General features: G+C 67.0%; 28 protein-coding genes. 12 read left to right on the plus strand and 16 right to left on the minus strand.

The genetic code is table 11. The features are described from left to right. Positions 1–101 precede the first annotated feature (101 nt). A complete protein-coding gene (locus tag GYM46_RS10975; protein ID WP_008263328.1) occupies positions 102–653 on the plus strand; it encodes an OmpA family protein in 552 nt (183 codons plus the stop codon). A gap of 60 nt (positions 654–713) precedes the next feature. Here the strand turns inward: GYM46_RS10975 and GYM46_RS10980 are convergent, their stop codons facing one another. Beyond that, positions 714–1,415: an NAD-dependent deacylase gene (locus tag GYM46_RS10980; protein WP_008259429.1), complete on the minus strand. Its 702-nt coding sequence runs from the start codon at positions 1,413–1,415 to the stop codon at positions 714–716. Positions 1,416–1,610: 195 nt separating this feature from the next. Beyond that, positions 1,611–2,486, minus strand: coding sequence for a LysR family transcriptional regulator (locus tag GYM46_RS10985; protein WP_008262851.1), 876 nt, complete (start codon positions 2,484–2,486; stop codon positions 1,611–1,613). Positions 2,487–2,651: 165 nt separating this feature from the next. On the opposite strand from GYM46_RS10985, the gene GYM46_RS10990 reads away from it, so the two are divergent. Genes GYM46_RS10990 through GYM46_RS11010 form a run of 5 tightly spaced genes read left to right on the plus strand, consistent with a single transcriptional unit; the run spans position 2,652 to position 6,210 of the window. Next, complete coding sequence (locus tag GYM46_RS10990; protein ID WP_008262056.1) at positions 2,652–3,758, plus strand: S-(hydroxymethyl)glutathione dehydrogenase/class III alcohol dehydrogenase; 1,107 nt, start codon at positions 2,652–2,654, stop codon at positions 3,756–3,758. 18 nt (positions 3,759–3,776) lie between these two features. Continuing rightward, positions 3,777–4,163 carry a VOC family protein gene (locus GYM46_RS10995; protein ID WP_008264038.1) on the plus strand — a complete coding sequence of 129 codons (387 nt, stop codon included), beginning with the start codon at positions 3,777–3,779 and terminating at the stop codon, positions 4,161–4,163. Then, complete coding sequence (gene fghA / locus GYM46_RS11000; protein ID WP_008259606.1) at positions 4,163–4,996, plus strand: S-formylglutathione hydrolase; 834 nt, start codon at positions 4,163–4,165, stop codon at positions 4,994–4,996. The genes GYM46_RS10995 and fghA overlap by 1 nt, the downstream gene beginning before the upstream one ends. 2 nt (positions 4,997–4,998) lie before the next feature. After that, the gene (locus tag GYM46_RS11005) at positions 4,999–5,967 is read left to right on the plus strand and encodes a DUF4350 domain-containing protein (RefSeq protein WP_008262737.1); all 969 of its coding nucleotides are present in this window, start codon (positions 4,999–5,001) and stop codon (positions 5,965–5,967) included. A gap of 15 nt (positions 5,968–5,982) precedes the next feature. Next, positions 5,983–6,210, plus strand: a complete 228-nt coding sequence (locus GYM46_RS11010; RefSeq protein WP_008259897.1) for a hypothetical protein — start codon at positions 5,983–5,985, stop codon at positions 6,208–6,210. 9 nt (positions 6,211–6,219) lie between these two features. Here GYM46_RS11010 and GYM46_RS11015 read toward each other — a convergent pair whose 3' ends face one another. Beyond that, positions 6,220–6,510, minus strand: a complete 291-nt coding sequence (locus GYM46_RS11015; protein WP_008259730.1) for a hypothetical protein — start codon at positions 6,508–6,510, stop codon at positions 6,220–6,222. Positions 6,511–6,656: 146 nt separating this feature from the next. On the opposite strand from GYM46_RS11015, the gene GYM46_RS11020 reads away from it, so the two are divergent. Together GYM46_RS11020 and GYM46_RS11025 are read left to right on the plus strand one after the other, a co-directional pair. Further along, positions 6,657–7,268 (plus strand): superoxide dismutase, encoded by a 612-nt coding sequence (locus GYM46_RS11020; RefSeq protein WP_008263343.1) that lies wholly within the window; start codon positions 6,657–6,659, stop codon positions 7,266–7,268. Positions 7,269–7,349: 81 nt separating this feature from the next. Further along, positions 7,350–8,285, plus strand: coding sequence for an MBL fold metallo-hydrolase (locus GYM46_RS11025; RefSeq protein ID WP_008259315.1), 936 nt, complete (start codon positions 7,350–7,352; stop codon positions 8,283–8,285). A 21-nt stretch (positions 8,286–8,306) separates the two neighbouring features. Here the strand turns inward: GYM46_RS11025 and GYM46_RS11030 are convergent, their stop codons facing one another. After that, positions 8,307–8,516, minus strand: a complete 210-nt coding sequence (locus GYM46_RS11030; protein ID WP_008263434.1) for a hypothetical protein — start codon at positions 8,514–8,516, stop codon at positions 8,307–8,309. Between the two features lie 252 nt (positions 8,517–8,768). Here GYM46_RS11030 and rpsD point away from each other — a divergent pair, with 252 nt between their 5' ends. After that, on the plus strand, positions 8,769–9,386 hold the full coding sequence (gene rpsD / locus GYM46_RS11035; RefSeq protein WP_008260153.1) for a 30S ribosomal protein S4: 618 nt from the start codon (positions 8,769–8,771) through the stop codon (positions 9,384–9,386). A gap of 182 nt (positions 9,387–9,568) precedes the next feature. Further along, positions 9,569–9,943 (plus strand): hypothetical protein, encoded by a 375-nt coding sequence (locus GYM46_RS11040; protein WP_008262318.1) that lies wholly within the window; start codon positions 9,569–9,571, stop codon positions 9,941–9,943. A 7-nt stretch (positions 9,944–9,950) separates the two neighbouring features. On the opposite strand, the gene GYM46_RS11045 is transcribed toward GYM46_RS11040, so the two are convergent. Further along, on the minus strand, positions 9,951–11,048 hold the full coding sequence (locus tag GYM46_RS11045) for an NADH:flavin oxidoreductase/NADH oxidase (RefSeq protein ID WP_008263042.1): 1,098 nt from the start codon (positions 11,046–11,048) through the stop codon (positions 9,951–9,953). Between the two features lie 275 nt (positions 11,049–11,323). Here GYM46_RS11045 and GYM46_RS11050 point away from each other — a divergent pair, with 275 nt between their 5' ends. Further along, positions 11,324–11,704 (plus strand): hypothetical protein, encoded by a 381-nt coding sequence (locus tag GYM46_RS11050; RefSeq protein ID WP_154726371.1) that lies wholly within the window; start codon positions 11,324–11,326, stop codon positions 11,702–11,704. On the opposite strand, the gene GYM46_RS11055 is transcribed toward GYM46_RS11050, so the two are convergent. From GYM46_RS11055 to map, 7 genes are all read right to left on the minus strand, one after another. Continuing rightward, the gene (locus GYM46_RS11055) at positions 11,688–12,125 is read right to left on the minus strand and encodes an acyl-CoA thioesterase (protein ID WP_008258943.1); all 438 of its coding nucleotides are present in this window, start codon (positions 12,123–12,125) and stop codon (positions 11,688–11,690) included. The two genes, GYM46_RS11050 and GYM46_RS11055, sit on opposite strands and share 17 nt — an antisense overlap. Further along, entirely contained in the window at positions 12,125–12,478 is a 354-nt protein-coding gene (grxD, locus tag GYM46_RS11060) for a Grx4 family monothiol glutaredoxin (protein ID WP_008264037.1), read from the minus strand. Before grxD ends, GYM46_RS11055 begins: the two co-directional genes overlap by 1 nt. An 81-nt stretch (positions 12,479–12,559) precedes the next feature. Continuing rightward, on the minus strand, positions 12,560–13,468 hold the full coding sequence (locus tag GYM46_RS11065; protein WP_008261640.1) for an aldo/keto reductase: 909 nt from the start codon (positions 13,466–13,468) through the stop codon (positions 12,560–12,562). Positions 13,469–13,472: 4 nt separating this feature from the next. Next, complete coding sequence (locus tag GYM46_RS11070) at positions 13,473–13,715, minus strand: BolA family protein (protein WP_035308550.1); 243 nt, start codon at positions 13,713–13,715, stop codon at positions 13,473–13,475. A gap of 56 nt (positions 13,716–13,771) precedes the next feature. After that, complete coding sequence (locus tag GYM46_RS11075) at positions 13,772–14,296, minus strand: GNAT family N-acetyltransferase (RefSeq protein ID WP_008262045.1); 525 nt, start codon at positions 14,294–14,296, stop codon at positions 13,772–13,774. Then, a complete protein-coding gene (radC, locus tag GYM46_RS11080) occupies positions 14,293–15,024 on the minus strand; it encodes a RadC family protein (RefSeq protein WP_008262272.1) in 732 nt (243 codons plus the stop codon). The genes GYM46_RS11075 and radC overlap by 4 nt, the downstream gene beginning before the upstream one ends. Positions 15,025–15,078: 54 nt before the next feature. After that, on the minus strand, positions 15,079–15,897 hold the full coding sequence (gene map, locus GYM46_RS11085) for a type I methionyl aminopeptidase (protein ID WP_008263795.1): 819 nt from the start codon (positions 15,895–15,897) through the stop codon (positions 15,079–15,081). A gap of 349 nt (positions 15,898–16,246) precedes the next feature. Here map and GYM46_RS11090 point away from each other — a divergent pair, with 349 nt between their 5' ends. Further along, the gene (locus tag GYM46_RS11090) at positions 16,247–17,569 is read left to right on the plus strand and encodes an OmpP1/FadL family transporter (RefSeq protein WP_008259723.1); all 1,323 of its coding nucleotides are present in this window, start codon (positions 16,247–16,249) and stop codon (positions 17,567–17,569) included. Between the two features lie 116 nt (positions 17,570–17,685). Here the strand turns inward: GYM46_RS11090 and GYM46_RS11095 are convergent, their stop codons facing one another. The 4 genes from GYM46_RS11095 to GYM46_RS11110 form a co-directional block, all read right to left on the minus strand. Then, entirely contained in the window at positions 17,686–19,218 is a 1,533-nt protein-coding gene (locus GYM46_RS11095; protein ID WP_008258836.1) for a DEAD/DEAH box helicase, read from the minus strand. A 233-nt stretch (positions 19,219–19,451) separates the two neighbouring features. Continuing rightward, positions 19,452–21,089, minus strand: a complete 1,638-nt coding sequence (gene pgm / locus GYM46_RS11100; protein ID WP_008262077.1) for a phosphoglucomutase (alpha-D-glucose-1,6-bisphosphate-dependent) — start codon at positions 21,087–21,089, stop codon at positions 19,452–19,454. Between the two features lie 103 nt (positions 21,090–21,192). Next, positions 21,193–22,047 carry a KPN_02809 family neutral zinc metallopeptidase gene (ypfJ, locus tag GYM46_RS11105; protein ID WP_008260526.1) on the minus strand — a complete coding sequence of 285 codons (855 nt, stop codon included), beginning with the start codon at positions 22,045–22,047 and terminating at the stop codon, positions 21,193–21,195. A 66-nt stretch (positions 22,048–22,113) separates the two neighbouring features. Continuing rightward, positions 22,114–22,512 (minus strand): hypothetical protein, encoded by a 399-nt coding sequence (locus GYM46_RS11110; protein ID WP_050771726.1) that lies wholly within the window; start codon positions 22,510–22,512, stop codon positions 22,114–22,116. Positions 22,513–22,563: the final 51 nt, after the last annotated feature.

Genomic DNA, 22,563 nt, shown 5'->3' on the forward strand with positions numbered 1-22,563 from the left:
TTTCCGGCCCAAAGCACGTCATTACTCCGCCTTGTCGCCTACGCCATTTTCATCTGGCGCATGAACTGGGTGTGGCGCCCCCGGCAAGAAGGAGACAGAACTTGAGCAGATCGAAACTCAGGACGGCGGTCGTCGGCGGCGCCCTCATCGCCCTCGGCTTTGCGGCCAGCGGCTGCGCCAGCCATCGTTTCGTGCGTGATCAGGTCGAGGTGGTGGACACCCGCGTCACCGGGGTCGAAGGCACTGCGGGCCAGGCCCTGCAACGCGCCAACGACGCCCACAAACTGGCCGAGGGCAAGTTCCTCTATCAGGTCGTCCTGTCGGACGATTCCGTGAAGTTCCCGACCGACGCCTCGGCCCTGTCGCCTGAGGCCGAGCAGCGCCTGGCCCAGTTCGCCCAACGCCTGCGCGACGAGAACAAGAACGTCTATCTGGAAATCCAGGGCTATACCGACGCCACCGGCCCGGTCGAACACAACAACCAGCTGGGCGAGCAGCGCGCCGAGGCCGTGCGTCGCTTCCTGAACCGCCAGGGCGTCGCCTTGAACCGGATGTCGACCATCTCCTACGGTCCGGAAGAGCCGGTCGCCTCCAACGACACCCCCGAGGGCCGGTCGCAGAACCGCCGCGTGACCATCGTGGTCCTCGCCTAAGCGCTTTCAGCCCTCAAGGCCTGAACGGCGGCCGCATCGCAGCGGCCGCCGTTTTCGCATCTACAGGGCGTCGAAGAAGGCGGGCAGGACTTGCGTCGCGGGGCCATAGACGCCTTCGTCGAACAGGTGCACCCCTTGCGTCGGCGCCAGGTTGATCTCGACCGTCCGCGCCCCCGCGTATCGCGCCGACTGCACGAACCCCGCCGCCGGATAGACCGCCCCCGAGGTGCCGATGGAGACGAACAGGTCACAGGTCTCCAGCGCCGTCTCGATCCGCTCCATGGCTAACGGCATCTCCCCGAACCAGACGATGTGCGGCCGCATCCGCCCCTGCGGATGATGCGGCGAGGCTTCGTCGGCCGCTATGTCGCCGGCCCAGTCCATCACCACCCCCGACCGGGTGCAGCGGGCCTTCAGCAGTTCGCCGTGCATATGGATCAGTTCGAACCCGGCGCCCGGCGGGGCCTCGGCGTGCGCCCGGTCGTGCAGATCATCCACGTTCTGCGTCACCAGCAGGAAATCCCCCTCCCACCGCGCCGCCAGCTCGGCCAGGGCGCGATGGGCGGCGTTCGGCTGAACCTGCGCCAACTGCCGCCGCCGCTGGTTATAGAAGTCCTGCACCAGGGCGGGATCCGCCGCATAGCCCTCCGGCGTCGCCACAGCCTCGACCCTGTGGCCGCACCACAGACCATCCTCGGCTCGAAATGTGGGCACGCCGCTTTCGGCCGATATGCCGGCGCCGGTCAGGACGACGAGGTTCATGATGCGATTGTTTGCCTGACCTGCGGCTCGGTCAGCAAGCGCCAAAATTCGCCAGAAAGGCGGCGTAGTCGGGCCGGCCAAGAATCCATCGGCGCGCGATGTTGTTCCAGCCGTTCCGGGTCCTCTGTCGGCGCAGGGACCCCCGCAGCTGGATCAGACGATCGTTGCGCGTGGACGATGCAGGCCCGTGATGTGTCAAGCCGCCAGGCTGGCGCGCAGATGGTCGATCATCAGCCGCACCTTGGGGGGGACATGGCGGCGGTGCGGATGGACGGCCCAGACGCCTTCATCGGGCGGACGGTGCTCGGTCAGCAGGGCGGTCAGGACGCCGGCGCGTAGCGGCTCGGTGACATAGAAGTCCGGCAGTTGGCACAGGCCCAGCCCCTGGATCGCAGCATCCAGCACGGCGGCGCCCGAGTTGCAGCGCCATCGGCCCTGGGGACGGAAACTGGTTTCGCGCCCCGCCTCGCTGAAGCGCCAGTGTTCCGATGATCCGGTCAGCAGATCGTGGGCCGGCAGTTCGGACAGGTCCCGCGGCGCGCCCCGCCGGGCCAGATAGGCAGGCGCGGCGCACAGGATCAGTCGCCGTGACGCCAGTCGTCGGGCGATCAGTCGCGAGTCCGTCAGATGCCCGAACCGGATCGCCAGATCATAGCCGTCGCCGACAAGGTCGCGCAGCCGATTATCCAGGTCCAGCTCGATCGACAGCTCGGCATGATCGCGGGCGAAGCGGTTGACCGCCGGGGCCACGAAGCGCTCGCCATAGGAGACCGAACAGGTCATCCGCAGCAGGCCGCGCGGGGCGCTGTCATCCGGCTGAACGGCCGCCAGGGCCTCGTCCCTTTCGTCGATCAGCCGGCGACAACGCGCCAGGAAATCGCGGCCTGCATCAGTCAGTTCGACCCGGCGGGTCGTGCGGTTCAGCAGCCGGGTCTGCAGTCGGTCCTCCAATCGCGCGATCTCTCGGCTGACCGCAGAGGTGGAAAGGCCCAGCCGCTTCGCCGCCGTCGAGAAACTGGCCTGTTCAGCCACCGCCGTGAATTCGTCGATCCCGTCCCAACGACTGCTCATACGGAAGGTCCAACACGATTGTCCCTGCCTGGCAATAATGTTTTGCGTTTATCGCCGTTTCATCGATGCCGGGAGCGGCCTAGAACAGGATCACATCATCCAGCCTGTTCCTCATGTAGCAAGCCGCGCGCGGCGAGCGGTAGGGACGTCCGAAGGACCAAAATTATGAAAACCCGCGCCGCCGTCGCCTTTGAGGCCAAACGTCCGCTCGAGATCGTCGAGGTCGATCTGGAGGGGCCGCGCGCCGGCGAGGTGCTGATCGAGATCAAGGCCACCGGCATCTGCCACACCGACGCCTATACGCTGGACGGCCTGGACTCCGAGGGCATCTTCCCCAGCATTCTTGGCCACGAGGGCGCGGGCGTGGTGGTCGAGGTGGGGCCGGGCGTGGCCTCGGTCGCCGTCGGCGACCACGTGATCCCGCTGTACACGCCCGAGTGCCGCCAGTGTAAGTCGTGCCTGTCGCGCAAGACCAACCTGTGCACCTCGATCCGCGCCACCCAGGGCAAGGGGCTGATGCCCGACGGCACGTCGCGCTTCAGCTACAAGGGCCAGGCCATCGCCCACTACATGGGCTGCTCGACCTTCTCGAACTTCACCGTCCTGCCCGAGATCGCGGTGGCGAAGATCCGCAAGGACGCGCCGTTCGACAAGGCCTGCTACGTCGGCTGCGGCGTGACCACCGGCGTCGGGGCCGTGGTCAACACGGCCAAGGTCGAGCCAGGCGCCAACGCCGTGGTCTTCGGCCTGGGCGGCATCGGCCTGAACGTCATCCAGGGGCTGAAGATGGTCGGGGCCGACATGATCGTCGGCGTCGATCTGAACCCCGACAAGGAAGAGTGGGGCCGTCGCTTCGGCATGACCCATTTCGTCAATCCGAAGGACGTGCCGGACGTGGTGGCCCATCTGGTCGAACTGACCGGCGGCGGCGCCGACTACACCTTCGACTGCACCGGCAACACGGTGGTCATGCGCCAGGCGCTTGAGGCCTGTCACCGCGGCTGGGGCGAGAGTATCGTCATCGGCGTGGCCGAGGCGGGCAAGGAGATCGCCACCCGCCCGTTCCAGCTGGTCACGGGCCGGGTGTGGCGCGGCTCGGCCTTCGGCGGCGCGCGCGGCCGCACCGACACGCCGAAGATCGTCGACTGGTACATGGACGGCAAGATCGAGATCGACCCGATGATCACCCACACCTTCCCGCTGGAAGAGATCAACAAAGCCTTCGACCTGATGCACGCCGGAGAGAGCATCCGGTCTGTGGTGGTCTTCTAGTTCAAGGGAGAGAGACGCATGTTCACCCACGTCACCGTCGGCGCCAACGATATCGAGGCGTCGCGCCGCTTCTATGACGCCGCTCTCGGCGCTCTCGGCATCGACTCCGCTCAGGGGCCGGATCCCAAGGGCCGCTACTGGTGGCGCACGGCGCACGGCGCCTTCGCCGTGGGCAAGCCGATCGACGGCGAGCCGGCCTGTCACGCCAACGGCGGCACCATCGGTTTTGCGGCCAAGGACACGGCCATGGTCGACGCCTTCCACGCGGCAGGCGTCGAGGCCGGCGGAGCCACGATCGAAGATCCGCCCGGCCTGCGCCAGGGCGCGTTCGGGAAACTGTATCTCGCCTATCTGCGCGATCCCTCGGGCAACAAGATCTGCGCCATGCACCGGGTCGTCGACTGATGCAGACCACCAAGACCCACATCGTCCACGGCGGAACCCTGCGCTATCTGAAGCACGACAGCGCCGTGACCGGCACACCGATGACCCTGTCGGTCTTCACGCCGGGCGGGCAGGGGCCGTTCCCGGTGCTGATCTGGCTGTCGGGCCTGACCTGCACCGAGGACAATTTCACCACCAAGGCCGGCGCCTATCGCGCCGCCGCTGAACACGGCGTCATCATCGTCGCGCCCGACACCTCGCCGCGCGGCGAGGGTGTGGCCGATGATCCGGCCTATGACCTGGGCCAGGGCGCGGGCTTCTATGTCGATGCGACCCAGACGCCCTGGGCTCCGCACTTCCGCATGGAGTCCTATGTCACGGACGAACTGATCGCCCTGATAGACGCCCAGTTCCCGACCACGGGCGCGCGGTCGATCAGCGGCCATTCCATGGGCGGCCACGGCGCCCTGACCCTGGCGCTGCGCCATCCCGACCTGTTCCGCTCGGTCTCGGCCTTTGCCCCCATCTGTTCGCCGACCCGCTGCCCCTGGGGCGAAAAGGCTTTCACCGCCTATCTGGGCGAGGACCGGGCCGAATGGGACCGCCACGACGCCGCCAGACTGATCGAGGCCGGCGCCGCCAAGTCTGTCTATGACGACATCCTGATCGACCAGGGCGACGCCGACAGCTTCCTGACCGACCAGCTCAAGCCCGAACTGCTCCAGGCCGCCGCCGACGCCGCCGGTCAGAAGGTCACCATCCGGCTGCAGCCCGGCTACGACCACTCCTACTTCTTCATGACCAGCTTCATCGCCGACCACATCGCCTTCCACGCTGAACGGCTGAAGGCCTGAGGATGATGCGCCTCGGCTCGGGCCTGATGCTGGGGCTGCTCGTGGCCTTAAACGCCTCTTTGGCCGCAGCGCAGGAACAGGCGGGCGATCTCGACTGGCGTCCGCAGGTCGCCGTTCCAGCCTATACGGCTGATGGACCCCTGATCCGTGTCGATCAGGGGCATGGAAGCCTTCAGACTATCGACGGCCGATATGCCGGGTTTGCCGCCCTCATGCGGGCCGACGGCTATGGGGTTGACGCGGGGCGCGGGCGACTGGATGCGCCGGGCGCGCTGGATGGGGTCGCGGTGCTGGTGATCGCCAACGCCGCCAGCCCCGAGAACGGCTCTCGCGTTTCGGCCTTTGACGAGGCCGAGATCGAGGCCATGGCGCGGTGGGTCGCACTTGGCGGTTCCCTGCTGCTTGCCGTCGATCACGCGCCGCATGGAACGGCGGCCGAAGCGCTGGGCGCTCGGTTCGGCGTGACGATGGGCAAGGGTTACGCCTTTCAATCTGTTCGCAACGACGTCACGGCCAATCTGGTCTTTCCGCGACAGGCGCTGGGGGATCACCCGATCATCGCCGGTCGTGGGGGCGGCGAGGGCGTGCAGATCGTCAAGACCTTCACCGGCCAGTCCCTCAAGGGACCCGACGGATCGACCGTGTTGCTGGCGATGAGCGACGACGCGTTCGAAGCGCCGGATCTCGCCACCCTTCAGGCCATTCGGCAGCGCCTGCGCGCGGGCGAGGATGTGGAAGTCGTGACGGCGGAGCTGGCGCGGCCCGCCCTGCCGGCCCAGGGGCTTGCCTTCCCGTTCGGCGCGGGCAGGGTCGTGGTGCTGGGTGAAGCCGGCATGCTGACCGCGCAGATCGTGCGTTTCCCCGACCAGCCGGACCGCACACCCTATCGTTTCGGCCTGAACACCGAGGGGCATGACGACCGGCTGTTCGCACTGAACCTGATGCACTGGCTGTCGCGTCTCATCCCCTGATGCTAGAGGGGCGCGATGAGCGCCACCGATCCCTATGAGCCGATGTTTTCCGCCCTGTGCCGCGAGGTGGGCTACTGTCTGCACGAGAAGGGACAAAAGCGCGTGATCGCCGCCCTGCCGAACGGGCTGGACGCCGCCGTGCGCGCCGTCTTCGCCGCCGAGGGCGTTGACGAGCCCAATGCGCCGGGCGACGTCAAGCGCGCCGTGCGCGAATGCCTGAAGGCGAACTTGCCCGTCGGCTGACTTTATCCCTTACGGCGTCGGCACGATCTCGGTCGTTGTTCCTGACGGCGTCGTGACGGTGCGGGTGGTGACGGGCTCCTTGCCTGTTTCCTCTACGGTCGTGGTCGTTGAGGACCGAACTGTGTGAGTGATCGTGCAGGTCTTGCCGCCATAGTTGTCGACGCCGACTGCGGGTTCCTGGGTGCAGGTCGGCGTCTGGTTGGCCAGATCGGTCGCGGCCTGATCCAGCGCCCGCAAACTGGTGCAACCGCTTCCCGAAACGGCCAGCGCCGTCAGGGCGATGAATCTGATGCGCGACATGACAGCCTCCGATTGACGTATGGACAATCGTTCGTCTTGTCAGGCAATGCAAATGGCCAAGCTGAACAAAAACTGGATTAATTCGCTTGGGTCAGACGCCACAGCCCCTAAATGGGGTTAAGAACAACCGTCTTCAGGAGACAGACATGGCCTTCACCTTGCCCCCGCTGCCCTACGCCTATGACGCGCTGGAGCCGGCCATCGACAAGGAGACGATGACCTTCCACCACGACAAGCACCACCAGACCTATGTCGACAACCTGAACAAGGCCATCGATGCGGCTGCGGATTTGCAGGGCAAGTCGCTGGAAGAAATCTTCACCAGCATTTCGACCGCCCCCAAGGCCGTGCGCAACAACGGCGGCGGTCACTGGAACCACAGCCTGTTCTGGGAACTGCTGGCCCCCGCCGATCAGACCGGCGAACCCTCGGCCGAGCTGAAGGCCGCCATCGACAGCGACCTGGGCGGCATGGACAAGTTCAAGGAAGACTTCAACGCCGCCGGCGCCGCCCAGTTCGGTTCGGGCTGGGCCTGGCTGATCGTCCAGAACGGCAAGCTGAAGATCACCTCCACGCCCAACCAGGACAATCCGCTGATGGATGTCGTGGAAGAGCGCGGCGAGGTCGTCCTGGGCGCCGACGTCTGGGAACACGCCTATTATCTGAAATACCAGAACCGCCGCGCCGACTACCTGAAGTCCTTCTGGTCGGTGGTGAACTGGAACAAGGTCAACGAACTGTACGCCGCCGCCGTCTAAGCCTGGCCTAAGCGACAAGACGACGCCCGCCGGAACCTCCGGCGGGCGTTTTCGATTCAGCCTGCACACAGGAGTGAAACGATGCGGATTCTTATGGCGACGGCGGCCGTGACGGCCCTGACCCTGGCGGCCTGCTCCCCGGCGGCGAACGATCAGAAATCCGGCGAGCCTGCGCCGCCGAATCCGACCCAGACGGTCGCCGCCCCGGCGGAGAAGCCTGTCTATCGGTTCAAGATCGGCGCCCTGGACGCTATCGCCCTGTTCGACGGCCAGAACCCCGTGCCGAACAACAACAAGGTCTTCGGCGTGGGCCTGACGCCCCAGGCGGTCGCCGCCCCCCTGACCGCCGCCGGACAACCGGCCGACCCCATCATGCTGGAGATTCATCCGCTGCTGGTGCGGAACGGCGCCCGGACCATGCTGTTCGACGCCGGTCTGGGCGCGGGCAAGGGTCAGTTGATGCAGAGCCTGCAGACCGCCGGCGTCGATCCGGCCAGCATCACCGACGTGATGATCTCGCACGGCCACCCCGACCATGTGGGCGGTCTGGTCGCCGACGGCGCCCCGGCCTTCCCCAACGCCGCGATCCGGATGTCGGAGGCGGAATGGGCGTTGATCCGCGCCAATCCGGAAATGGCGGACCTGGTCCGCGTGATCGCGCCCAAGGTCCAGGCCTTCCGTCCAGATGAAGAGGTCGCGCCGGGCGTGGAGGCCCAGGACACGGCCGGGCATACGCCGGGCCATGTCGCCTATCTGATCACCGACGGCCAGAACCAGCTGTTGTACACGGGCGACCTGATGCACCACTGGGTCCTGTCGGTCGAACATCCGGACTGGACCGTCGGCTATGACGACGATGCGACGGCGGGCAAGAAGGCGCGTCTGGATGAAATCACGGCCCTGCGGGCGTCGGGCGCACACATCTACGCCTATCACTTCCCCTTCCCTGGCCTGGGGAAGATCCAGACCCGGGAGGGCCGGGCGATGTTCATCAGCGAGGCGCAGCCGGCCGCCTGATCGTGGCCTGGCGTCGGGGGCTCAGCTCAGCGACGCCAGGCGCGCGCGTTCCGTCATGCGTTCGGCATGATGCTGCCGCAGGGTGCGTCGCTGACGCAGCAACTCGTGGATCCCATCGGCGAGATCCAGCAACTGGCTGTCGGACAGCGGTTCGACCAGGTCGATCAGCTTTTGCTTCAGCCTGTCAAAGGCCTCGTCGGTCAGGCCGGTCGTCGTTGTCGCATGCGCCATTTCGCCCTCCGCGAGGGGATCAGGAGATGTGCCTCCGACGACAAAAAGATCGGCCGAGGTCGTGGGGTTCCTGTCCATCGTGCTTAACGCTCACCACGGCTTGACTCCGGGGACCTGTGTGGCGATAAGCGCCGCCTTCCACGTTTCCGGTTCGCCGGAAGCGGGATTGATGACGGAAGATGCGTGGACCGCCGTTGAGATCGCATTCCCAATCGAGGGGATGCCGGGCCGTATCGTCGAAAAGAGAATAGAATGTCCAAGCGCCACAGCGCCAAATACAAGATCGACCGGGCCATGGGTGAGAACCTGTGGGGCCGCGCCAAGTCGCCGGTCAACAAGCGTTCTTACGGTCCCGGTCAGCACGGTCAGCGTCGCAAGTCGAAGGTTTCGGATTTCGGTCTGCAACTGAAGGCCAAGCAGAAGCTGAAGGGCTATTACGGCAACATCACCGAGAAGCAGTTCGCCAAGACCTATGACGAGGCGGCTCGCCGCAAGGGCAACACCTCGGAAAACCTGATCGGCCTGCTGGAATCGCGTCTGGACGCCATCGTCTACCGCGCCAAGTTCGTCCCCACCGTCTGGGCCGCCCGCCAGTTCGTCAGCCACGGCCACGTCCTGGTCAACGGCAAGAAGGTCGACATCTCTTCCTACCGCGTGAAGCCGGAAGACGTCGTCACGGTGAAGGAAAAGTCGCGCAACATGGCGCTGGTCATCGAAGCCCAGCAGTCGTCGGAACGTGACGTGCCGGATTATCTGGAACTGTCCGACCGTTCGTTCTCGGTCCGTTACGTCCGCGTGCCGGAACTGACGGACGTGCCGTATCCGGTGAAGATGGAACCGAACCTGGTCGTCGAATACTACGCTTCGTAATCGAAGCCTTCTCTGGCGCGGCGATCGTCCCTCGGGCGACCTGAGCGGCAGCAGAAAATTGAGTTGGAAGGGCCCCGGATCCGTCCGGGGCCCTTCGTTTATCGGCCTGTTCCCTTCCGGGGCGAACAGGCGCATTCTCGGGCTGTTCAGGGTTCGACGGAGCAGGGGAGGCCGCCTAAGCGATGCGCGCCGTCTTCAAATCTATGGCGTTTATCGCCGCTGTGTCGGGCGTATCCGCCTGCGCGGGGGTGGATGCGCCCAGTGTTTCGACCGTGGGCATGCCCGGCGCGCTTGAACCGATCCACGCCGCCGCCTTCACCAAGGACGCGGCCGTCTTCTGGGTCAGTTCCAACGGCTGCACCCGCAAGGAAGACCTGATCCCCATCGTCAGCATCAAGGGCGCCGATGCGGTCATCACCCTGCGCCGCCTCGATGAGGACACCTGCAAGGAGCCCCTGGTCGACGGGGTCGAGCTGAAGTGGTCGTTCGAGGAACTGGGCCTGGCGCCCGGCTCGCCCGTCAGCGTCAACAACCCCTATCAGTTGCCCCAGACCTGAGCCGCGCTTACCGGCCGTAACCCGGCCAGTGCGCCTTGCCCGCCCGCTCATATTGGGGCGGCAGACCCTCGCCCTGGCCCAGGGCCACGGCGGCGTGGTGGGGCCAGTTGGGGTCGTCCAGTGCTGCGCGGGCGATGGCGATGATGTCGGCCTGGCCCGAGGCGACGATGTCCTCGGCCTGTTGCGGATCGAAGATCATGCCCACCGCCATGACGGCGGCGTCCGGCACGGCCTGTTTGACCGCCTCGGCGAAGCGGACCTGATAGCCGGGCTCGGCGCCCGGAATGTCGGCGCGGGCGACATTGCCGCCCGAGGTCAGGTGCAGATAGTCGTAGCCCATCTCATGCAGGGCGCGACCGAAGGCGATCACCTCGTCCAGGGCCACGCCGCCCTCGATCCAGTCGGACCCGTTGAAACGCACACCCAGGGCCTTGGTCCTGGGCCAGGCTTCGCGCAGAGCCTGGGCCACCCGTAGCGGAAAGCGCATCCGCGCCTCGGCTGAGCCGCCGTACTGGTCCGCGCGGTGGTTCGACAGGGGCGACAGGAATTCGGTGAGCAGATAGCCGTGGGCGGCGTGCAGTTCGACCAGGTCGAACCCGGCGCGGTCGGCGCGGCGAGCCGCGTCCTCAAAGCCGGCGACCACCCGGTCCATGTCGGCCTCGGTCATTTCGGCGGGGGTGTGCCAGTCGTCGCGGAAGGGCAGGGCCGAGGGGCCATAGGTCCGCCAGGCGCCCGCGTCCGGGCCCAGGGCGCGGCCGCCCTTCCACGGCGCCGAGGTCGAGGCCTTGCGGCCGGCGTGGCCCAGCTGAACCCCGATGGGGGTGTGGGAATAGGTTCGGATGCCGCGCAGGATCTCGGCGAAGGCGGCCTCCTGTTCGTCGTTCCACAGGCCGGTGTCGTCGGGCGTGATCCGGCCGGCGGCCTCCACCCCGGTGGCCTCGATGATGACCAGGCCCGCGCCAGACACCGCCAGACGGCCGATATGCTGGACGTGCCAGGGCTGGGGCACGCCGTCGATCGCGGAATACTGACACATCGGCGCGATGACGATGCGGTTCTTCAGCGTCAGGGGGCCGATGCTGCGCGGCGAAAAGAGCTGGCTCATGGGGGCGTCCGGGGAGGGGAGAGGGACGGTAGCTATGCCGGTTGCAGTCGCGATCAAGGCCCGACCTTTCCGATTGTTCACCTGGCTTGCCGAAAATTCACGTGCCTGGCGCGTCGACGCGCGCCACAAAAGCGTCAAGCTCATTAGGGGATCACACCAATGCTTCGTCTCGCTCTCGCCATCGCCATCGCCGCCCCGCTGCTGTCGGGCTGTATCATCGTCTCGACCGAAAAGCCGACCACGCGGGTCATCACCGCCCCGGCGGCGGACCAATGATGCGCGGCCTGCTGAAGGGTCTGGCGGTCGCAGCGTGCGTCGCGCCGCTGCTGTCGGCCTGCGTCATCTATGACAGCGATGCGGGCGAGAACGTCTCGGTCAACGTGACCCGCAACGACGCCCCGCCGGCCGAAGCCATTCGCGAGGCGCGCTTTGCGGACGGCGCCCTGGTCGTCCGGGTCGATTCCAACGGCTGCACCCAGGCTTCGGACTTCGAAGTGTCCGTGGCCGAGAATTCGCCGACCGAGATCACCCTGCGTCGCACCAAGCCGGACCTGTGCAAGGCCCTGCTGCCCGACGGCGTGGAACTGCGCTGGACCTACGCCGACCTGGGCCTGGAGCCCGGCGCGCCGGCGCGGATCCTCAATCCGCTGAAGTAGTCTCGAACACCTTCAGCATCGACGACGGTATGCGCTGCGGCCTCAGGGTCGCAGCGTCCACCAGACACCATTCCGAGACGCCCTGGGCGCAGACCCGGCCCTCGGCGTCCTCGATGCGGACATAGCGGTTGAAGCGTGGTCCCTGCGGGTCGCCCACCCAGGTCCGGGCCACAATCCCGGTCGCGCCGGGCGCGATGGCGCGCAGATAGTCGATCTCGTGCCGCAGGGCGACCCAGGAGCATCGCGCCCGGGTCTCCGCGTCGAAGCGGGCGTTCCAATGGGCCGTGCCGACGTCCTGAAGCCAGCCGACATAGACGACATTATTGACGTGGCCGTTGGCGTCGATGTGTTCGGGGCGGACCTCCAGCGGCACGACGAAGACCTCGCGATCCTCGCGCGGCGTCAGGACCGGGCGAGCCATCAGGCTTCGCCGAGCGGCACGCCCTTCTCGGCCATCAGGGCCTGAAGTTCGCCGGCCTGGAACATTTCGCGGATGATGTCCGACCCGCCGACGAATTCGCCCTTCACATACAGCTGGGGAATGGTGGGCCAGTCGGTGAAGCTCTTGACGCCCTCGCGCAGGGCTTCGTCCTGCAGCACGTCGACGCCGACGAAGGACGCCCCGACATGGTCCAGGATCTGGACGGCCAGCGAGGAGAAGCCGCAGCGGGGCTGGTCCGGCGTGCCCTTCATGAACAGCACGACGTCATGCTGGGCGACAGTGTCGCCGATGAAGGCGTGGACGGGATCGGCGGCAGGAACGGTGTCGGTCACGGGAGAGGGCCTTTCGTGAAGGTCGTCAGCTAGGGAGAGGCGACGGCCGGGTCAAGGCGTGGTCGCGTCTATGCTTCGAGATCAGGCCGCAGCCGAGGCCGTGACCCGGCCCATTTCGATCTGGGCCGCCAGGCCCGGGGGCAGGTCGCGTTCCGGCGTCGAGGCCAGCATGCTCAGCCGTTCCACGTCATTGGCGCGTATGATGACGCTGGAGATGGTCGGATCGGTCAGGACATAGCTGAGGCAGATCGCCTCGGCCGGCCAGTTGGGCGTGCGATACAGGAAGCCGAAGGCGTCGCTTTGCCGCGATTGGGGCGGGCGTTTGGGCGCGCCGCCCAGGCCGAAGAAGCCCTTTTTCGCAACAGGCTCGGTTCCACGCGGTTTGGCGCGGCGGTCCGTGAAATAGTCGTAGGCGAAGACCGACATGTCCTGTTCGCGGGCGGCGCGGACACGATTGCGCAGCCTCCAGTCGGCGTTGATGTCGAACGGGGTCACCAGGGCGTCGAAGGCGCCGGTGGAGACATAGGTGTCCATGACCTCGCCGCCGCCCGCCACGCCCAGCAGCTTGATGCGCCCGGTGGCGCGCAGGGCCTTGAGCGCGTTCAGCGACGACTGCGGCAGCTCGTGTTCGCCCGGCTCGTGCAGCACCGCGACATCGATCCAGCCCAGGCCCGAGAAATGCAGCACCCGGTCGATGGCGCCGGTCATGCCTTCGGCCGAGAAATCGCGCGCCGCCTCGCGGCCTGCGCCGACGCCCAGGGTCAGGCTGACACAGACCAGCTTGCGATCCACATGGGCCAGGGCTTCGCCCAGCACCTCGGCCGCAACCGGATCGGCGGTCTCGAGCCGATAGGAATTCACCCCGGCTTCCAGGGCGGAATAAAGCAGGTTCAGCGCGCCCTCACGACCGCGCGCCAGATTGTCCAGCCCGAAGCTGAGGGTCAGGTTGGAAATGGCGGCGCCGGACACGCCGAAGGGGCGATAGCGCATGGGATCAAGCCTCCTTGGGCGGGGCGGCGGTTTCGAGCGCCAGGGCGTGCAGTTCGCCGCCCATCTGTCCCTTCAGCGCGGCATAGACCAACTGGTGCTGGCGCACGCGCGGCATGCCGGCGAAGGCGCTGGAGACGATGCGGGCGCGATAGTGGTCGCCGTCTCCGGCCAGGTCGTCGATGGCGATCTCGGCGTCGGGAAAGGCCTCGACCAGATGCTGGCGCAGGGTTTCGACGGACATGGGCATGGGCGGGGCTCTTGGATCGTTCTCCTTCAGCATGCCCGATAAACCTTAATGCCGGGCTACGCCTGTTTCGGCCGTTCAAAGAGCTGAACCGTACTGTCCTTGTAGGTCGTCGTCGCATAGGGGCGGTAGCCGACCCGTTCCGCCAGCCGAACGGAGGCGAGGTTCTCCGGCGCGATCATGCAGACAGTGCGTGCGGCCGGCAGGCGGACGTCCGCCCAGTCCAGAACCGCTTGCACGGCTTCAGAAGCGAAGCCCTGGCCTTGGAAGGCCGGCGAAAGGCCCCAGCCCAGTTCGGGGTCGGTCAGAGGCGGATCGATCAATCGTCGGTGATCCAGTATCGAGACGCTGCCCAGATAGGAGCCGTTGTCCGCCAGGCGGACGGTCCAGGCGCCGTAGCCGGCGACGCTCCACTGTCCCAGGTCGCGTAGCAGCCGAAACCAGACCTCCTCGCTCGTCAGGGGCCGACCCGTGATGTGTCGGGTGAATTCTTCGTCGGCCCAAAGCGCGATCAGGGAGCTTAGGTCGTTCACCTCGACCGGTGTCAGAACCAGCCTCTCAGTCTTGAGAATCTCAGCGTTCACATCAGGCCCAGTTGCTTGAAGCTGGCCACCCCGTCGCGGCCGACGACCAGATGGTCGTGAACCTCGACGTTAAGGGCTCGGCCGGCCTGCACAACCTGTTTCGTGATCTCGATGTCGGCGCGGCTGGGGGTGGGGTCGCCGGACGGATGGTTGTGGACCAGGATCAGGGCGCTGGCCGACAGCTCCAAGGCGCGCCGCACGACTTCGCGGGGATAGACGGGGGCGTGATCGACCGTGCCGCGGTTCTGCACCTCGTCCAGGATCAGCTGGTTCTTCTTGTCCAGATACAGCACCCGGAACTGTTCGCGCGGCTCATGTTGCAGGGCCACGCGGACATAGGCCAGCAAAGCGCTCCAAGACGAGATGACCGGCCGTTTCGCCGTCGGCTCGCGCGCGATCCTGCGAGTCACGTCGAAGATCAGCTGCAGGTCCAGCGCGACCGCCCGCGTCGCCTTGCCGGGCACATAGGCCAGGGTCCGCGCCACCTGGTCCTCGACGGCCTCGTGACTGGCGGCGCCTATGCCCTCCAGCCCGCCGAACCGGGCCAGCAGATCCTTGGCCAGCGGCTTGACGTCCTTGTAGGGGATGGAGCGGAACAGCAGCAGTTCCAGCAGCTCATAGTCGGGCAGGGCGCCCAACCCGCCCTTGGCGGCCCGTTCGCGCAGCCGGTCGCGATGGCCGCTGTGACGCGGCTTCGGTTTGGGTTCGGGTGTCAGGTCGTCCAGCATGTCCCCTGCCTCTCCTGCCGCAACCTGTGCGGAAGACGAGGGGGGATCAAGGGTTCAGTTGGGGCGGAACAGTCCGGCCGGGCTGACGGTGAAGATTTCCAGCCCGTCTTCCGTCACCCCGATGGTGTGTTCGCACTGGGCCGACAGGGACTTGTCGCGCGTCACGGCGGTCCAGCCGTCGGACAGGACCTTCACATGGGGCTTGCCCAGGTTCACCATCGGCTCGACGGTGAAGAACATGCCGGGCTTCAGCACGGCGCCCTCGCCCTTGCGGCCGTAGTGCAGGACATTGGGGCTGTCGTGGAAGACCCGGCCGATGCCGTGGCCGCAGAAGTCGCGCACCACGCTCATGCGCTGGGCCTCGACGAATTTCTGGATGGCGAAACCGATGTCGCCGAAGGTGTTTCCCGGCTTGACCTGTTCCAGGCCCAGGTCCAGCGACTGATAGGTCACGTCGATCAATTTCTTGGCGCGGGCGTTGATCTCGCCGACCGCATACATGCGGCTTGAGTCGCCGTGCCAGCCGTCGACGATGACCGTGTGGTCGATGTTGACGATGTCGCCGTCCTTCAGGACCCGGTCGCCGGGAATGCCGTGGCAGACGACGTGGTTGATCGAGGTGCAGACGGTCTTCTCGTAACCCTTGTAGCCCAGGCACGCCGGCAGGCCGCCGTGGTCCAGAGTGAACTCGCGGATCAGGTCGTCGATCGTGCTGGTCAGCACGCCCGGCTGAACATGGGGGGTGATCATGTCCAGCGCCTCGGCGACCAGACGGCCGGCCTTGCGCATCCCCTCGAAGTCCTCCGCCTGGTGAATGCGGATGGCGCTGGTGCGGACCAGGGCGTCGGTTTCGAGATCGGGCGTTTCGTACATGGTTCAATCAGCAGCGGCGGGTATTTTCAGATGACCATCCTATCATGGATACGCAAGGCGATTGTGCGGCGGTCAAGGATTCCTTACCCGACGTCATGCCAGACTGTGTGTTGCACGACACTGTCGCCTGACGGAATGAACCTGCCGCCGCGTAACCTCTCGCCGGTGTGATCGTGTGCGATTTTTCCGACACAGTTTCGCCCGTTTCCCGGCCGAGACCCGCCACGCATGCAACGTTTTCCTGACGAAAGCGCTGCCGTGCACAACCCTCCCCGATACCCACCGCCGCGTTTGATGGCGGGGGCAACACTATAGGAATGGCTTAATGACTCCCAGGAATCTCGCTCGTATGGGCGGCATCGCCCTGACCACCGTCCTGCTGGCCGGCGTCGCCGCGCCTGCCATGGCCGGTTCGTTCTACGTGCAGGAACAATCGACCCGCGGCCAGGGCCGCGCCAACTCGGGCGAAGGCGCCGACAAGGGCGTGCAGTCGCTGTGGTGGAACCCCGCCGCGATCGCCGGAACCCAGCGCCAGGTCTACACCGGCATGCACGGCCTGATCCTGGACTCAGACGTCAACGATCGCGGCTCCAGCCTGACCTACAACGTCCCCACCCCGGCCATCGCCAGCCGGACTGCGCCGGTCAACGGCGATCCGCACGTCCATAACGTGGTCGAAAGCGGCATCATCCCGAACTTCGCCGTCTCCATGCCGATCGGCGAGCGCTTCAACGTCGGCATGGCCGTCCAGGCGCCGTTCAACTTCACCACCAAGTACGAGCCGACCGATTTCGCCCGCTACGACGCCCTGACGTCGGAACTGCGCTCGGCCAACGTCAGCCTGGTGGCCGCCATGACGGTCACGGACTGGCTGGATATCGGCGCCGGCTTTGACGCCCAATACGCCAAGGCGACCCTGAGCTCGGCCCTGCCGAACGTGGCCATCCCCGGCGTCTTTGCTCCGACCTATGCCGTCTCGCCCAGCACCGACGGCCGCAACCAGCTTGAAGGAGACGGCTGGGATTACGGCTGGAACGCCGGCGCCCAGATGCATTTCGGCAAGCTGGACCTGGGTCTGTCCTATCGCTCCAAGATCGAGCACGAGCTGGAAGGCACCGTGAACCTCTCGGGCCTGACCGGCGTTCTGGCGGCCGCCAACGTCTCGGCTGACGGCGTCGCCAGCTTCACCACCCCCTGGTACGCCACCGTCTCGGCCCGTTACGCCGTCAATGACCGCCTGACGCTGAACGCCCAGGTCAACCAGATCGGCTGGAGCGAGTTCGACGCCATCCGCGTGACCTATGGAACGTCCGGTTCCTCGACCATCGTTCAGGACTATGACGACGTCACCTCCGGCGCGATCGGCTTCGACTACAAGATCGATCCGACCATGACGGTCCGCGCCGGCCTGGGCTACGACCCGACCCCGACGCCGGACGATCACCGCACCGCCCGTATCCCGGACGGCGACCGGTTCCTCTACACCGCCGGTCTGTCGAAGAGCGTGGGCTCCATGACCTTCGACGGCGCCGTGACCTATATCGACATTGATACGGCCACGATCAACGACACCCGCGACGTGTATGGCAACGGCCTGGTCGTCTCCACCCTGCGCGGCGAGGCCAAGGGCCACGGCGTCGGCTTCTCGATGGGCGCGACCTGGAACTTCTAAGGTCCACAGCCATCGGCTGAAACAAGAACGGCGGCTCCTGCAAAGGAGCCGCCGTTTTTTGTCGTCGATTTCCGGTCCGCCACCCTCGGGGCAAGCCCGAGGGTGGCGAGCGGGGATCAGGCCTTGGCCGCGCCGCCGTAGCCCTTGCCGCCGTTCGACGGACGGCGACGGGGACGGCGCTTCATTTCGCCTTCCGCAGGCTTGGCGTTGTCGTTGATCGAGGGCACGCGCTCACCGGCCAGGGGGTTGTAGGCGCGCTCGGGACGCGGAGCGGCCGGAGTCTCGCCGGGACGGGCGCGGCGCTGGCGATGCGGCTGGCCGCCGCCTTCCGGACGGACGCCGTCGCGGTGCGGCACGCGGCTGCGCCCACGACCACCCCGGCCGCCTTCATTGCGCTCGCCGCCCTCGCGTTCCGGCATGGTCGCCTTCTTGCCGACGCCGGTCGCCATGATGGTGGCGTCCAGCTGGCCCAGGGCCTTGTCGTTGCGGCGGTCGATGGCCGGGATCTTCTGGCGCGTGACCTTCTCGATATCCTTCAGCAGCTTCATCTCGTCGCCGGCGACGAAGCTGATGGCGGTGCCGTCGGCGCCCGCGCGGGCCGTCCGGCCGATGCGGTGCACATAGGCCTCCGGCACATGGGGCAGTTCGAAGTTCACGACGTGCGAGACGCCGTCTACGTCGATGCCGCGCGCGGCGATGTCGGTGGCGACCAGGACGCGCAGCTTGCCCTTCTTGAAGGCGTCCAGCGTGCGTTCACGCTGGGGCTGGGACTTGTTGCCGTGGATGGCGCCGGCCTCGACCCCGCCCGCTTCCAGATAGGCCGCGACCTTGTCGGCGCCGTGCTTGGTCTTGGTGAAGACCAGGCAGCGCGTGTACTCGGGATCGCTGAACATTTCGGTCAGCAGGGCGCGCTTGCGGCCCTGTTCGACGTGGACGACCGACTGGCTGATGCGCTGGACGGTGGTGGATTGCGGCGTGACCTGGACCTTGACCGGGTCCTTCAGCAGCTCGCCCGCCAGCTTGCCGATCTCGGTCGGCATGGTCGCCGAGAAGAACAGGTTCTGGCGCTTGGCCGGGATGCGGCTGACGATCTGGCGGATCGGCTTGATGAAGCCCAGGTCCAGCATCTGGTCGGCTTCGTCCAGGACGAGGATCTCGGTCGAGGACAGGTCCAGGTTCTTCTGCTGGATGTGGTCCAGCAGACGGCCGGGCGCCGCGACCAGGATGTCCAGACCCTGTTGCAGGGCCCGCTCCTGGGCGCCGTATTTCACGCCGCCGAAGATGACCGCGACCCGGAAGCCCAGGTGGGCGCCGTAAGCCTTGAAGCTGTCGCCGATCTGGGTGGCCAGTTCACGCGTGGGCGACAGGACCAGCACGCGCGTCGTGCGCGGCTTGGGGGCGATGCGGTTCTCGGCCAGGCGATGCAGGATCGGCAGGGCGAAGGCGGCGGTCTTGCCGGTGCCCGTCTGGGCGATGCCCAGCAGGTCCTTGCCCTGCATGACGTCGGGGATGGCCTTTTCCTGGATCGGGGTCGGCTTGGTGTAGCCTTCCGACGCCAGCGCCTGAAGAAGGGCCTTGTTCAGGCCCATGGATTCGAATGTGGTGCTCACAGCAGTGTCTTTCGCGTGCGGCAGGGCGCTTTCAGCCATGGCATGACGCCTTAGGGCCGCGCACCGCCAGTCCCGGCCGGGCTTCGGAATGAAGCCTGCGGGGTGGATCGGGCGCCGCCCCGCGTGTCCGGGCAGCGAATGAACTTGAGGGGCCGGCGGCTTCTACAGACAGGTCCGAGATGGACTTACACGCGCTGGAGACGCCGGAGATCGCGATTGTGCGACGCAGCGCAAATGGAGGTTCGCGGACATAAAGTCAAGCCTCAAGCCCTTCAGCCCGCCAGGGCGGCGGCCACGAGCGTCCTGGCCTCGGCCTGGACCTGGGCCAGGTGATCCGCTCCCAGGAAGGACTCTGCGTAGATCTTGTAGACGTCCTCGGTGCCCGACGGGCGGGCGGCGAACCAGGCGTCGGCGGTCACGACCTTGAGCCCGCCGATGGCCTCGCCATTGCCGGGGGCCTTGGTCAGGATGTCGGTGATCGGCTGACCGGCCAGGGTGGTGGCGGCGACGTCGGCGGAGCTCAAGGCGGCCAGACGCGCCTTCTGCGTCCGATCGGCGGGGGCGTCGATCCGGGCATAGGCGGGAGCGCCGTATTGTTCGGTCAGGCCGGCATAGAGCTGGCTGGCGCTCTGACCCGTGCGGGCCTGGATCTCGGCCGCCAGCAGACACAGCAGCAGGCCGTCCTTGTCTGTGGACCAGGCCGTGCCGTCGCGCCGCAGGAAGGTGGCCCCGGCCGATTCCTCGCCGCCGAAGCCGACGGTTCCGTCCAGCAGGCCCGGCACGAAATGCTTGAACCCGACCGGAACCTCCAGCAGGCGGCGGCCCATGCCGGCGACGACGCGGTCGATCATCGATGACGAGACCAGGGTCTTGCCCACCGCCACGTCCGGGCCCCAGCCGGGACGGTTGACGAACAGATAGGCGACGGCCGCCGCCAGGAAATGATTGGGGTTCATCAGGCCGCCGTCGGGCGTGACGATGCCGTGGCGGTCCGCGTCGGCGTCATTGCCGAAGGCCAGATCATAGGCCGATCCGCCCTGCATCATCCGGATCAGATTGGCCATGGCGCTGGGCGACGAACAGTCCATGCGGATCTTGCCGTCGGCGTCCAGCGGCATGAAGGCCCAGCGCGGATCGACGACGTCATTGACCACGGTCAGGTTCAGCCGGTGCCGGTCGGCGATCTCGCCCCAATAGGCCACGGCCGCTCCGCCCAGCGGATCGGCCCCCATGCGGACCCCGGCGTCGCGGATGGCGTCCAGGTCCAGCACGCTGGGCAGGTCGTCGATATAGGCGCCCAGGAAGTCGAACCGGCCCGCCGTGGCGTAAGCCCTGTCGAACGGGACGCGCTTCACCTCGGCCAGGCCGCCCTCGATCAGCTGATTGGCGCGGGCGGCGATGGCGCCGGTGGCGTCGCTCCCGGCCGGACCGCCGGAGGGGGGATTGTATTTGATGCCGCCGTCGCGGGGCGGATTGTGCGACGGGGTGATCAGGATCCCGTCGGCCTGGCGCGTATTGGCGCGGTTGTAGGCCAGGATGGCGTGGGACACGGCCGGGGTCGGGGTGAAGCCGTCACGGGCGTCGATCAGCACCTCGACGCCATTGCCGACCAGCACCTCCAGCGTCGTGCGCCAGGCGGGTTCGGACAGGCCGTGGGTGTCGCGCCCAACGAACAGCGGGCCGTCGATCCCCTGCGCCGCGCGATATTCGGCGACCGCCTGGGCGATGGCCAGGATGTGGCTCTCGGTAAAGGCGCCGTCCAGAGCCGAGCCCCGGTGTCCCGAGGTGCCGAACACCACCCGCTGGGCCGGGTCGGCCATGTCGGGCCGGCCGGATCCATAGGCGCCGATCAGGGCGTCGAGGTCGATCAGGTCTTCCGGTAGGGCCTGGCGGCCGGCGCGAGCGTGCATGGGAATGTATCCGTCGGTCTGTGCGTCGCGGGGGCGCGCGAGGCGGTGTTAGGGGCGCGGGACCACACCCGCAACCCGCAGAATCCATCACCGAAACCCTTGTTCAGGCGCCGCTGAAGGTGTCGCAGACGGCCGGGTCGCCCGACTGATAGCCGCGTTGCAGCCACTCGACCCGCTGGGCTGCGGAGCCGTGGGTGAAGCTCTCTGGCGAAACGCGCCCGCCGCCCCGGCGTTGCAGGGTGTCGTCGCCGATAGCCTGGGCGGTCTTCATGCCTTCCTCGATGTCGCCGGGCTCCAGGGCGACCTGGCCGTTCGAGACGGCCGAGGCGTTTCTGGCCCAGACGCCGGCGTAGCAATCGGCCTGAAGCTCCAGCGCGACGGAATACTGGTTGGCTTCGGCTTCCCCTTGCGCGCGCTGCTGGGCCTGACGGACCTGGGCCGAGGTTCCGGTCAGGGTCTGGACGTGGTGGCCGAACTCGTGGGCGATGACATAGGCGCGGGCGAAGTCGGCGCCCGAGGCGCCCAGTTGCGTCTCCATCTCCTGCCAGAAGCCCAGGTCCAGATAGACGGTCCTGTCGGTCGGGCAATAGAAGGGGCCCATGGCCGATTGGCCATAGCCGCAGCCGGTCGATGTGCCCTGTTCGTAGATGACCACCTTGGGCGGTTCGTAGCCGTTCAGCTTCTGGGTCCAGACGTCGTTGATATTGCCCCCGACGACATCGACGAACCGACCGGCCTGATCTTCAGGCGTCCCGACCTGACCCTGCTGCTGCTCGGCGCCGACGCCGCCGAACTGGCTGGCCAACTGGGTTGTGGTCGCCGGATCTATGCCGAACACGAGATAGCCGATGATCGCCAGGACCCCGACGCCGATCCCGCCGCCCGCCAGCGCCCCGCCGCCGAGACCGCGCCGATCCTCGACCCCGCCGCCGCCTGTCCGTCCGCCCTGCCAGCGCATGCCCGTTCCCTCCGCCTGATCCGTCTTGAAGCTAGGCCGGAACGCGGAGGAAAGGGAAGGGATGCGTCAGTTCGGCCGATCCAGCCAGTCGTCGATCTGGGTCACGCCCTGGCGGGTCTGTTGGCGACGAGCGGCGGCGCCTTCGCGCAGGCCGCGCTCCTGGGCGACGTCATACAGGGGGCGGGTGGGGACGGCCGGCGACACGGTCGGTTCGCGCGCGGCCTCGATCTGCATCAGTCGCTGACGGGTTTCGATCTGCTGCTGTCGGGCCAGGGCGGCGTTGGCCTCGGATTGTCGCCGCAGCCGGTCGTTTTCATAGCGATGCTGGTCGGCGATCGCCGCAGGACCGCCGCCGGGATAGGCGCCGTGGGGCGCGGCGTAAGGTGGGACATAGGGCGGGGTTTGCGCCACGGCGCTGGAGGCCATGGCGGCGATCACTACGGAAAAGGTCGCGATCGGTCTCATGTCCTTGAAGATGGGCGGCGACGGCGCGAGGGGCAAGCGCGGCCGCGCCGT

This window comes from Brevundimonas mediterranea (genome assembly GCF_011064825.1).
Taxonomy (GTDB): domain Bacteria; phylum Pseudomonadota; class Alphaproteobacteria; order Caulobacterales; family Caulobacteraceae; genus Brevundimonas; species Brevundimonas mediterranea_A.

What these genes read in the sequence shown, in the direction of transcription:
- GYM46_RS11095 (WP_008258836.1), bottom strand. Translation starts at nt 19,218, where the DNA reads ATGGCTGAAAGCGCCCTGCCGCACGCGAAAGACACTGCTGTGAGCACC.
- GYM46_RS11040 (WP_008262318.1), top strand. Translation starts at nt 9,569, where the DNA reads ATGCGCGCCGTCTTCAAATCTATGGCGTTTATCGCCGCTGTGTCGGGC.
- map (WP_008263795.1), bottom strand. Translation starts at nt 15,897, where the DNA reads ATGTACGAAACGCCCGATCTCGAAACCGACGCCCTGGTCCGCACCAGC.
- GYM46_RS10985 (WP_008262851.1), bottom strand. Translation starts at nt 2,486, where the DNA reads ATGAGCAGTCGTTGGGACGGGATCGACGAATTCACGGCGGTGGCTGAA.
- GYM46_RS11055 (WP_008258943.1), bottom strand. Translation starts at nt 12,125, where the DNA reads ATGGCTCGCCCGGTCCTGACGCCGCGCGAGGATCGCGAGGTCTTCGTC.
- GYM46_RS11025 (WP_008259315.1), top strand. Translation starts at nt 7,350, where the DNA reads ATGCGGATTCTTATGGCGACGGCGGCCGTGACGGCCCTGACCCTGGCG.
- GYM46_RS11030 (WP_008263434.1), bottom strand. Translation starts at nt 8,516, where the DNA reads ATGGCGCATGCGACAACGACGACCGGCCTGACCGACGAGGCCTTTGAC.
- GYM46_RS10990 (WP_008262056.1), top strand. Translation starts at nt 2,652, where the DNA reads ATGAAAACCCGCGCCGCCGTCGCCTTTGAGGCCAAACGTCCGCTCGAG.
- GYM46_RS11110 (WP_050771726.1), bottom strand. Translation starts at nt 22,512, where the DNA reads ATGAGACCGATCGCGACCTTTTCCGTAGTGATCGCCGCCATGGCCTCC.
- rpsD (WP_008260153.1), top strand. Translation starts at nt 8,769, where the DNA reads ATGTCCAAGCGCCACAGCGCCAAATACAAGATCGACCGGGCCATGGGT.
- pgm (WP_008262077.1), bottom strand. Translation starts at nt 21,089, where the DNA reads ATGCACGCTCGCGCCGGCCGCCAGGCCCTACCGGAAGACCTGATCGAC.
- GYM46_RS11065 (WP_008261640.1), bottom strand. Translation starts at nt 13,468, where the DNA reads ATGCGCTATCGCCCCTTCGGCGTGTCCGGCGCCGCCATTTCCAACCTG.
- GYM46_RS11070 (WP_035308550.1), bottom strand. Translation starts at nt 13,715, where the DNA reads ATGCCCATGTCCGTCGAAACCCTGCGCCAGCATCTGGTCGAGGCCTTT.
- ypfJ (WP_008260526.1), bottom strand. Translation starts at nt 22,047, where the DNA reads ATGCGCTGGCAGGGCGGACGGACAGGCGGCGGCGGGGTCGAGGATCGG.
- GYM46_RS11010 (WP_008259897.1), top strand. Translation starts at nt 5,983, where the DNA reads ATGAGCGCCACCGATCCCTATGAGCCGATGTTTTCCGCCCTGTGCCGC.
- GYM46_RS11015 (WP_008259730.1), bottom strand. Translation starts at nt 6,510, where the DNA reads ATGTCGCGCATCAGATTCATCGCCCTGACGGCGCTGGCCGTTTCGGGA.
- GYM46_RS10995 (WP_008264038.1), top strand. Translation starts at nt 3,777, where the DNA reads ATGTTCACCCACGTCACCGTCGGCGCCAACGATATCGAGGCGTCGCGC.
- radC (WP_008262272.1), bottom strand. Translation starts at nt 15,024, where the DNA reads ATGCTGGACGACCTGACACCCGAACCCAAACCGAAGCCGCGTCACAGC.
- GYM46_RS11045 (WP_008263042.1), bottom strand. Translation starts at nt 11,048, where the DNA reads ATGAGCCAGCTCTTTTCGCCGCGCAGCATCGGCCCCCTGACGCTGAAG.
- GYM46_RS10980 (WP_008259429.1), bottom strand. Translation starts at nt 1,415, where the DNA reads ATGAACCTCGTCGTCCTGACCGGCGCCGGCATATCGGCCGAAAGCGGC.
- GYM46_RS11050 (WP_154726371.1), top strand. Translation starts at nt 11,324, where the DNA reads ATGCGCGGCCTGCTGAAGGGTCTGGCGGTCGCAGCGTGCGTCGCGCCG.
- GYM46_RS11005 (WP_008262737.1), top strand. Translation starts at nt 4,999, where the DNA reads ATGATGCGCCTCGGCTCGGGCCTGATGCTGGGGCTGCTCGTGGCCTTA.
- GYM46_RS11020 (WP_008263343.1), top strand. Translation starts at nt 6,657, where the DNA reads ATGGCCTTCACCTTGCCCCCGCTGCCCTACGCCTATGACGCGCTGGAG.
- GYM46_RS11090 (WP_008259723.1), top strand. Translation starts at nt 16,247, where the DNA reads ATGGGCGGCATCGCCCTGACCACCGTCCTGCTGGCCGGCGTCGCCGCG.
- fghA (WP_008259606.1), top strand. Translation starts at nt 4,163, where the DNA reads ATGCAGACCACCAAGACCCACATCGTCCACGGCGGAACCCTGCGCTAT.